The organism is Methanothermococcus sp., assembly GCF_015523155.1.
Classification (GTDB): domain Archaea; phylum AGJL01; class Methanococci; order Methanococcales; family Methanococcaceae; genus Methanofervidicoccus.
The window spans coordinates 24,434-32,220 of record NZ_WAKW01000052.1 but is presented as its reverse complement, the minus strand read 5'-3'; the positions used below and the strand labels follow the sequence as shown (position 1 = coordinate 32,220).

At 28.7% G+C, this 7,787-nt stretch carries 10 protein-coding genes; 4 read left to right on the top strand and 6 right to left on the bottom strand.

The genetic code is table 11. The features are described 5' to 3' along the window. Positions 1-408: 408 nt before the first annotated feature. From F7B34_RS05350 to F7B34_RS05345, 3 genes are all read right to left on the bottom strand, one after another. On the bottom strand, positions 409-723 hold the full coding sequence (locus F7B34_RS05350) for a hypothetical protein (protein ID WP_292460804.1): 315 nt from the start codon (positions 721-723) through the stop codon (positions 409-411). 76 nt (positions 724-799) lie between these two features. Continuing rightward, positions 800-1,003 carry a hypothetical protein gene (locus F7B34_RS07850; RefSeq protein ID WP_394355313.1) on the bottom strand — a complete coding sequence of 68 codons (204 nt, stop codon included), beginning with the start codon at positions 1,001-1,003 and terminating at the stop codon, positions 800-802. 65 nt (positions 1,004-1,068) lie between these two features. Next, positions 1,069-1,578 (bottom strand): ATP-binding protein, encoded by a 510-nt coding sequence (locus F7B34_RS05345; protein WP_292460803.1) that lies wholly within the window; start codon positions 1,576-1,578, stop codon positions 1,069-1,071. A 264-nt stretch (positions 1,579-1,842) separates the two neighbouring features. On the opposite strand from F7B34_RS05345, the gene F7B34_RS05340 reads away from it, so the two are divergent. Continuing rightward, on the top strand, positions 1,843-1,989 hold the full coding sequence (locus F7B34_RS05340) for a hypothetical protein (RefSeq protein ID WP_292460802.1): 147 nt from the start codon (positions 1,843-1,845) through the stop codon (positions 1,987-1,989). A 528-nt stretch (positions 1,990-2,517) separates the two neighbouring features. After that, positions 2,518-2,715 carry a hypothetical protein gene (locus F7B34_RS05335; RefSeq protein WP_292460801.1) on the top strand — a complete coding sequence of 66 codons (198 nt, stop codon included), beginning with the start codon at positions 2,518-2,520 and terminating at the stop codon, positions 2,713-2,715. Between the two features lie 235 nt (positions 2,716-2,950). On the opposite strand, the gene F7B34_RS05330 is transcribed toward F7B34_RS05335, so the two are convergent. The 3 genes from F7B34_RS05330 to F7B34_RS05320 all read right to left on the bottom strand — a co-directional run bounded on the left by F7B34_RS05330 (position 2,951) and on the right by F7B34_RS05320 (position 5,926). Next, positions 2,951-4,846 (bottom strand): threonine--tRNA ligase, encoded by a 1,896-nt coding sequence (locus F7B34_RS05330; protein ID WP_292460800.1) that lies wholly within the window; start codon positions 4,844-4,846, stop codon positions 2,951-2,953. 466 nt (positions 4,847-5,312) lie between these two features. Further along, on the bottom strand, positions 5,313-5,564 hold the full coding sequence (locus F7B34_RS05325; RefSeq protein WP_292460799.1) for a DUF4040 domain-containing protein: 252 nt from the start codon (positions 5,562-5,564) through the stop codon (positions 5,313-5,315). 83 nt (positions 5,565-5,647) lie between these two features. Further along, the gene (locus F7B34_RS05320) at positions 5,648-5,926 is read right to left on the bottom strand and encodes a cation:proton antiporter (protein ID WP_394355314.1); all 279 of its coding nucleotides are present in this window, start codon (positions 5,924-5,926) and stop codon (positions 5,648-5,650) included. A gap of 171 nt (positions 5,927-6,097) precedes the next feature. Here F7B34_RS05320 and F7B34_RS05315 point away from each other — a divergent pair, with 171 nt between their 5' ends. Together F7B34_RS05315 and F7B34_RS05310 are read left to right on the top strand one after the other, a co-directional pair. Then, positions 6,098-7,222: a pyridoxal phosphate-dependent aminotransferase gene (locus F7B34_RS05315; protein ID WP_292460798.1), complete on the top strand. Its 1,125-nt coding sequence runs from the start codon at positions 6,098-6,100 to the stop codon at positions 7,220-7,222. 19 nt (positions 7,223-7,241) lie between these two features. After that, on the top strand, positions 7,242-7,661 hold the full coding sequence (locus F7B34_RS05310) for an RNA-binding domain-containing protein (protein WP_292460797.1): 420 nt from the start codon (positions 7,242-7,244) through the stop codon (positions 7,659-7,661). Positions 7,662-7,787: the final 126 nt, after the last annotated feature.

Below are 7,787 nucleotides of genomic sequence, written 5' to 3'. Positions count from 1 at the left end.
GTTTATGGAGCCATAGATAAGATATATTAGGTTCCCCCTCTAATATAGATAAGATTTTACTAATCTCTTTTTCCCTGTTATAAAATTTCATGGTTTCACCTTATGAATTTTATAAAATAAACTTTTTTATACTATATATTAACTTCTAGTGTAGGTTAAAATATATAACTTATACTATCTATAAAATCATAAAAAACGATATATTATGAAGCTAAGAAGTTGCTTTGAAAAATTCCAAAGGAAATTTTTAGGATAAGAAGAATTAATAGCAAATTATATTAAAAGATTTCATATAAGCATTGAAATATAAAAAGGTTATATTCGTAAAAAATTCTTTTAGCTATAACCTCATTATATCTTTATATGAAGGTCTTAGAGGTTTTGTATTATCTAACCACAAAATATTTATTAATATTTTTTATCGCTAAAAATCCATTTCCAAAATAAAATTACTTTAACTTTCAAATCTTCCTCTTCAATAATATTCTCCTCATTAAAAGTAATTAATATCAAATTTTTGCAGTTTAATTTTTTGCCAATTTTTACAAATTTTTTAACTTCTCTATTATAATTATCAAAATTCAATTCATAACAGACATTTATTAAGCATTTAATTTTATCATTCTTCTTAATCAGAAAATCAACTTCTCCAATGGTATCTTCATAGTAGAATAGATTCTCATTTTCAACAAAACCTCGCCTCCAATTCAACAAAAACGGCATTTTCTAAATATTTCCCTTGTCTTCTGAATGCTTAATGTTGAAAATATTGATAAAACCATTATCAATAATATATGGTTTATAAACTTTGATTTATCTCTTTCAAACTATGTGAGAACTTTTTTAATGAAAAAACAAAATAACAATCATTAAGATAACCCAAATACTCATAAAGTGTATTTTTACCAACACTTACTCCAACTGATTTAAAATAATTAAATAGTTTATTTATAGAAACTTTCTTCGTATGAGAATTGATTAAAAATTTGATAAAAAGTTTCAAAACTTGAATATTTTTTACATTATGCCTTTCAACAATATCCCCAATTATCGTTCTTAAATATTCTCTTAAAATCTCCTCTCTGTTTCATCTTCCAAAACAACCTCTGGAAAACCGCCGTATAATAAATAATCATCTAAGTATTTTAAAAGCAGTGCCTTTTCCTGCTTAGTAAGAACTTCATCCATTTCAAAATCCTTAAATTTCAAATATTCTTTAAATGATAATGGAAATAATTCCACACTTAAACTCCTTCGCCTTAACTGCGTTGCAATTTCCTTCGACAGTAATTTAGATGATGAACCAGTTAAATAAACTTTATGCCCTTCCCCCTCAGCCAATCTTTTTATAACAACCTCCCAGTTTTCTATTTCTTGAATTTCATCAAAAAAGAATGTTATTTGCTCATTGGGATATATTTCTTTGCCTATTTTTATGATTTCTTGAGGAGTTTTTATTGTTGGAGGATATATTCTATCATCATCTAATGGAAAGAATATGGAATTCTCTGTTTTTTTGAATAAATCAAATAACAATATGGTTTTTCCACATCTTCTAATCCCTATAACTGATACCACTTTGTTAATTTTGGATTTTGGCAGTTTTACATCCCTTTGGATTTTATATATTTTCTTTTTTCTCGATATTCTTTATTATTGCCTTTATAGTTTCTCTCATAGTTTCACTATATATAGTGAAAGTTATTTAAATGTTAGGAATGAATATAAAAACATAAATTAGAGTTTAGAAACATAAAAATAATAACCGATGCAAAGACTTTTGGTTTATTTGGAGAATTAAATTAATAAAATTATTATTATATGGGGAAATTATGGAAGATAATGCCAATATTCAATGCTTTAAATGCTATATTAGAAAATAAAAAAATACATTTTGACAAATCCATATTTGAAGAAAATATGGAAAATAAGCCTGAGCTCCTACAATATCTTATAATATTTTTTATGAATAATAATTTTAAATTATAATAACTATTTACCCATTAAATATAAAAAATAAATAATTATCTAAATTTAGGGAGAGATATTAAATTAAGTATTAAGTGAATTTATAAGAATGTAGAGTTGAACAATATGCCAAGAAATATAATGGTAGCAAAAATTGCATGGAATTCATCTCAATGGAGACGGCCGAATATACAAAACTTTAATAACAGGAATAATATGGCTATTTATTTATTAAGGTTGTAGGATTTGCTTATGAATGGTGGAACTTTAACGATGTTCCAGATGGAAACTATCAAAATTGGGAAGAGGTTAAACGAATAAATTCAAATAGATTCCATATAATCCAAATGATTGGTATTATGGATATTTTGAAAATAGATAAGCGTCCATTGGATTTTATAAATGCTCACAGGTGTTCACCAAATAATCTAGACATTGAAGGGGGGATTATAACATTTATTTCAAAAAACATATACGATGGAAATTTTTATTTTATTGGTTTATATATGACGCATACTTTTTGCATGATGGCAATAAGAGCTATTATCTTTGATACAGAAAATAATATATTACAATTTATTACCGCCCATTGTAAATCATATACAAAATAATCCTGATGCCGATACGCTATTTCACCAATATGTTTGCCCGCATAATCCTAAACTTAAAACCTTTAAGGATATAATTGGGAAAAAGGAACTTTCATTTGTTCTTGACGAACCTGTAAAAATAACAGCAAAGATTTAAATGTAAAGATAATAGGACGCTCTCCAATTTATTATGGTTTAAATAAAAATCCAGAACTATTGCTAGATTTATTGATTAGGGCATTATACTCCAATCGTAATAATCCTACATTAGTTAATAAGATTATAAAAATAATACACACTTATGACCGTGTAAATATGTATTTAAATGATTAATATAACGGAGCTCCTATTACAATCACATTCATAATAAAAAAATAAAAATAATTATTTAATTATCTAAATATTGGCTGTAATGAGCAGTATAATGGCAAACTTAAAGGTCTGTATGGAAATCCTTTTGATTCTTCTTTTATTTTTTCGATTAGCTCTTCAACAGTCATTTTTTCTTTAACTGGCTTTTTTAGTGTGGATTTTTCCCTTACTGTAATGGTTAATATATTGTTTTCAACTTCCTCATCGCCAATTACCACCACATAAGGCACCCAGTTCTTTCCAGCGTTTCTTATTTTTTTACCTACGCTTTCCTCCCTATCATCGTAATCTGCCCTTATATTGTTTTCTCTGAGTTTTTTAGCAACATTTAATGCATAATCCTTATGGGCATCTGAAACTGGTATTACTCGCACCTGTATTGGGGATAACCAAACTGGCAACATAGGAGGAGCTCCTGCTTCAGCGTCCATATAAGCCTTTTCCAACAACCCACACAATACCCTCTCTATACTTCCTGTTGGTGAGCAGTGGAGTATAATTGGATGAACTTTTTCGTTTCCTTCATGAACAACGATATTAAATCTTTTTGCACTTTCCACATCTATCTGGACTGTTGGGTTCTCGATAGGTCTTCCAAAGCTATCTATTACTGCCATATCTACCTTTCCAACCCAGTAGTGTTTTCTCTCTGGAAGCAATTCGAGAATTACATCCTTTCCGTATTTTTCCTTATAGTCCTTTGCTATTTTAAAGAACCATTCCTTATTCTCATCGAAAAAGTCCTGTGTATATCTAAATATTACTGAATAGGGCGTATTAAAGTCATCCCCCGTTTTTAAGCACATCCAGAATTGGTTTTCAAATTCTTCCATAGCCTGCTTTATATCCAAACATACTGTGTGCATATCAGGCATTGTAAATGCTCTTAATCTCTTCAATCCTACGAGCTCACCTCTTTGCTCATATCTGAAACTGTATGTTGAGAGCTCATACAACTTTAAAGGCAAATGTTTTGGAAGGATATACATGTCCTTTTTCATCATAAACTGCCCAAAGCATGCAGCAAACCTAAGCATTAAATCCTTGCTTCCCTGTTTGAATCTATACTGCCTTTCCCCAAATTTATCTGCATGTTCCCTTATTGCCTTGTTTCCTAAATCATACATTACAGGTGTTTCAACAGGCATACCGTTGTTTTCAACTACCATATTATAAACATAATCCTGTAAAATGTCTCTTATGAGTTTTCCCTTTGGATACCATCTGAAATGACCAGCATCTGATGATGGTTCATAGTCGCAAATCTCTTTTTCTGTAATAATTTTTACATGTGGCGGTTCTGTTTCCTCTTTCTTTGCATGTTTTATTCCCATCTCATGCATTGCTAATGCTTTTAATCCTTCATCTTCCAATTTTTTTACATTTTTCTCATTTAATTCGATTAATTTTCTTGTTTCTCCATTTAATAGATATAACTTGGATTTTTCATCCTTTTTTTCTTTTTCTTTTACTTCTTTTTCATCTTTTACTTCTTTTATATCTGCGGTTATTTTCCTTGATAACTCACTTAATGGATGCCCTTTACAGCTTATTTTAAATGCCTTATACCATCCAAAAGGAGCTCTCAACACATTGTAATCTTTTTCTTTTAAATCTTCTTCTATTCCTTTTAAAACATCCTTTGCAACTTCTGGGGATGACAGGCTGCTTGATAAATGTGCATAAGGATAAACTACAATATTATTTACCTTTAAATTTTCCGCAGTTTTTATAATCTCATTTACAGTATTTTTTATTACATTTTCTGGATTTTCTTCATCCTCTTTTTCAACGGCTATGAACGTAGTTAAACATTCATCCATTTTTCCCTGTAATATATCGGTATCTTCTGCAATTTTTGTCTTCTGTTTTGCCTCAAATTCCAAATAATCGGAATGAATTAACAATACTTTCACTATATCCCTCGTTTTAAGGTTAATAATTTTAAAATTACTTTAAAAATAATTCTATAATTTTTTATATATTATATATAAAGAATATACTTCAAATATTTTTTAATAATTTCGATATATAATGTGGATATTTAACTTTAAAGGATATATAATATTTTCAATTATTGCACCTATTAAATGGACTTTTATTATACATGAGCCTTCATAAAGAGGTATTACTACATTACTACATTATATTAATTTAAAAACGATTTATGAAGTTATTATAAAAAATAATATTTATAGTTTAATATTAATATCAATAAATTAGGATGTATATTAAAATTATCCAAATTATATTATTATGTTAAAAACCTTATTTCCAAACAACAATGTTAAAATTAAAATTTTAAAGTAATAATCAAAAAAGATTTCTATATTATATATATCATTTTACCATTTTATATCTTTTTATATTATATCCATATCTTTAATCGATTTCATCCAGTCTTTGGGTTCTTTTAACTGTGAATGCAAAGAATGCAGGAAGCACTGCACCGCCCAATATTGCCTCGGTAAGTGCAACATCAGGAGCAAGAAGTGAGCTGAATATATATGCTAGACCCAATCCACCCAATCCAGTTAATACCACACATTTAATTAAGTCCTTTTGAATCAGAGCTCCGATATATGACATAACAATTAACGCCAATACTATAAAATCAACAATATTTAAATACATGCATCATCACCAATTTATTTATTTATATTTATTTTGCTTTTTATTATTTTTTATCTTACTTTTCTTCTTCGTTTTTATATTTTTTAACTATTTCCACTTTCCTTCAATTCATCGTAATAATCGGCATTGGCAATAGCATGTGCTGCAAAGGGGCAGAGAACCAAATATATTAATGCCAATAATGGTTGGTTTAAAACCAGTAGTATAACTATGCAGGCAATATCTATTACTCCCGCAATATGAAGACGAGCATAAACCATGTTTTTACTGTCCTTTTGAATCCACAATCTAATTGATGCCAACAATATTCCTATTGAAACCACTATCAACACAATGTCCTTGATTATTGAAACATCATACATAATCATCATCCTCACCTAACTATCATATATATCAATGGGTATAAACTTATATAAAAACAAACATTAAAGGTAAGATAGTATTATAATGATTAATCATTATAGTTTCTATATATAAATATTTAATGGAAAATTAACATAAAATATAAATATATTTATATATTTGGTGATATTATGATTTCCAACAGATGCAAAAACATAGAACCTTCGGAAATAAGGAAAATATTTAACATTGCTACAAAGGATTCCATAAATTTAGGTATAGGGGAGCCAGATTTTGACACGCCCCAACATATAATAGATGCAGCAAAAAAGGCACTTGATGAGGGAAAAACACATTACACTCCAAATAATGGAATACCTGAGCTCAGGGGAAGCATAAGCAATAAATTAAAAAATGACAATAACCTTGATGTGAGCTCAGATAATATTATTACAACCTGCGGAGCTTCTGAGGCTTTGATGCTGTCCTTAATGGCAATAATTAATAAGGGAGAGGAGGTTTTAATATCTGACCCTGGATTTGTATCCTATGAAAGCTTAACTAAATTGTGTGAGGCTAAACCTGTTTCTATGAAACTTGATGAAGATTTTAATATAAATATTGAGGATGTAAAAAACAGCATTACAGATAAAACAAAATGCATCATATTAAATTCCCCTTCAAATCCAACTGGAAAAGTTATGGATAAAAGCGAGATAAAGGCAATATGTGATATAGCAGAAGATAATAATATTATTATAATATCCGATGAAATCTATGAAAAAATAATTTACGATAAAAAACATTATTCCCCTATGGAATTTACAGACAACTGTATATTAATAAACGGATTTTCAAAGGCATATGCCATGACAGGTTGGAGAATCGGATATTTGGCAGTCAATGATAATTTAAACAATAAATATAATTTAATAGACAATATGATAAAAATACACCAGTATGGATTTGCCTGTGCAACTTCCTTTGCTCAATATGGGGCATTGGAGGCCTTAAATGGAGACCAAAGTTGTGTTTATGAAATGGTTGAAGAATTTAGAAGAAGAAGGGATTTAATAGTTAAGGGATTAAAAAAATTATTTAAATTAACTACTCCCAATGGTGCATTCTATGTATTCCCAAATGTTGAGGAATACGGGGATGGAATGGAAGTTTCCCAAAAACTAATAGAGAATAAAATATTATGTGTTCCTGGCGTTGCATTTGGTGATGGCGGTAAATATAATATTAGATTTTCATACGCTACAAAATACGAAGATATAGAAAAAGCATTGGAAATAATGGAAGATATTTTTTAAAACATTTTAAAGGGATATTATGATAATCAAATTAAAATCCAGAATTAAACCAACAGAAGATGAGGAAAAAGTAATAATGGCAGTAAAAAACATATTTAAGGATGCAAAAGTTGTTATAGAAGATAATCAATTAATTGGAGAAGCTGAGGATATAAGTAGATTTAAGGAGCTCCTACGAAGTCAGGCAATATTGGACACTGCAAGAATGGTTCTTGAAAAAGGGATTGTAGGAAACTCTACAAAATTCAAGATAAACAAACAGGCGGCTTTTGCAGGTCTTGTTAATTTTGATAAAGACATACACGGCGGAATATTTGTAAAACTAATAGCTGAGGAAGATAAGGATTTAATGAAACTAATAAAAGATATTGCACCAAAAACAAAGAATGGAAAGATTATTGATGAAGATGAAGAGATAAATGATGAGATGGATAAATGAGAATAATGAAAAAAATTGTAGAGTTTAATATGCTAAATTTAAACGATGAAATTTATTAACTTAATGTTATTTCATTTTTATTGCGTGAAACTGTAAGCATTACTCAGTTCTTTGGGATGTGAGTTA

What these genes read in the sequence shown, in the direction of transcription:
- F7B34_RS05350 (WP_292460804.1), bottom strand. Translation starts at nt 723, where the DNA reads ATGCCGTTTTTGTTGAATTGGAGGCGAGGTTTTGTTGAAAATGAGAAT.
- F7B34_RS05340 (WP_292460802.1), top strand. Translation starts at nt 1,843, where the DNA reads ATGCCAATATTCAATGCTTTAAATGCTATATTAGAAAATAAAAAAATA.
- F7B34_RS05325 (WP_292460799.1), bottom strand. Translation starts at nt 5,564, where the DNA reads ATGTATTTAAATATTGTTGATTTTATAGTATTGGCGTTAATTGTTATG.
- F7B34_RS05320 (WP_394355314.1), bottom strand. Translation starts at nt 5,926, where the DNA reads ATGTATGATGTTTCAATAATCAAGGACATTGTGTTGATAGTGGTTTCA.
- F7B34_RS05315 (WP_292460798.1), top strand. Translation starts at nt 6,098, where the DNA reads ATGATTTCCAACAGATGCAAAAACATAGAACCTTCGGAAATAAGGAAA.
- F7B34_RS05310 (WP_292460797.1), top strand. Translation starts at nt 7,242, where the DNA reads ATGATAATCAAATTAAAATCCAGAATTAAACCAACAGAAGATGAGGAA.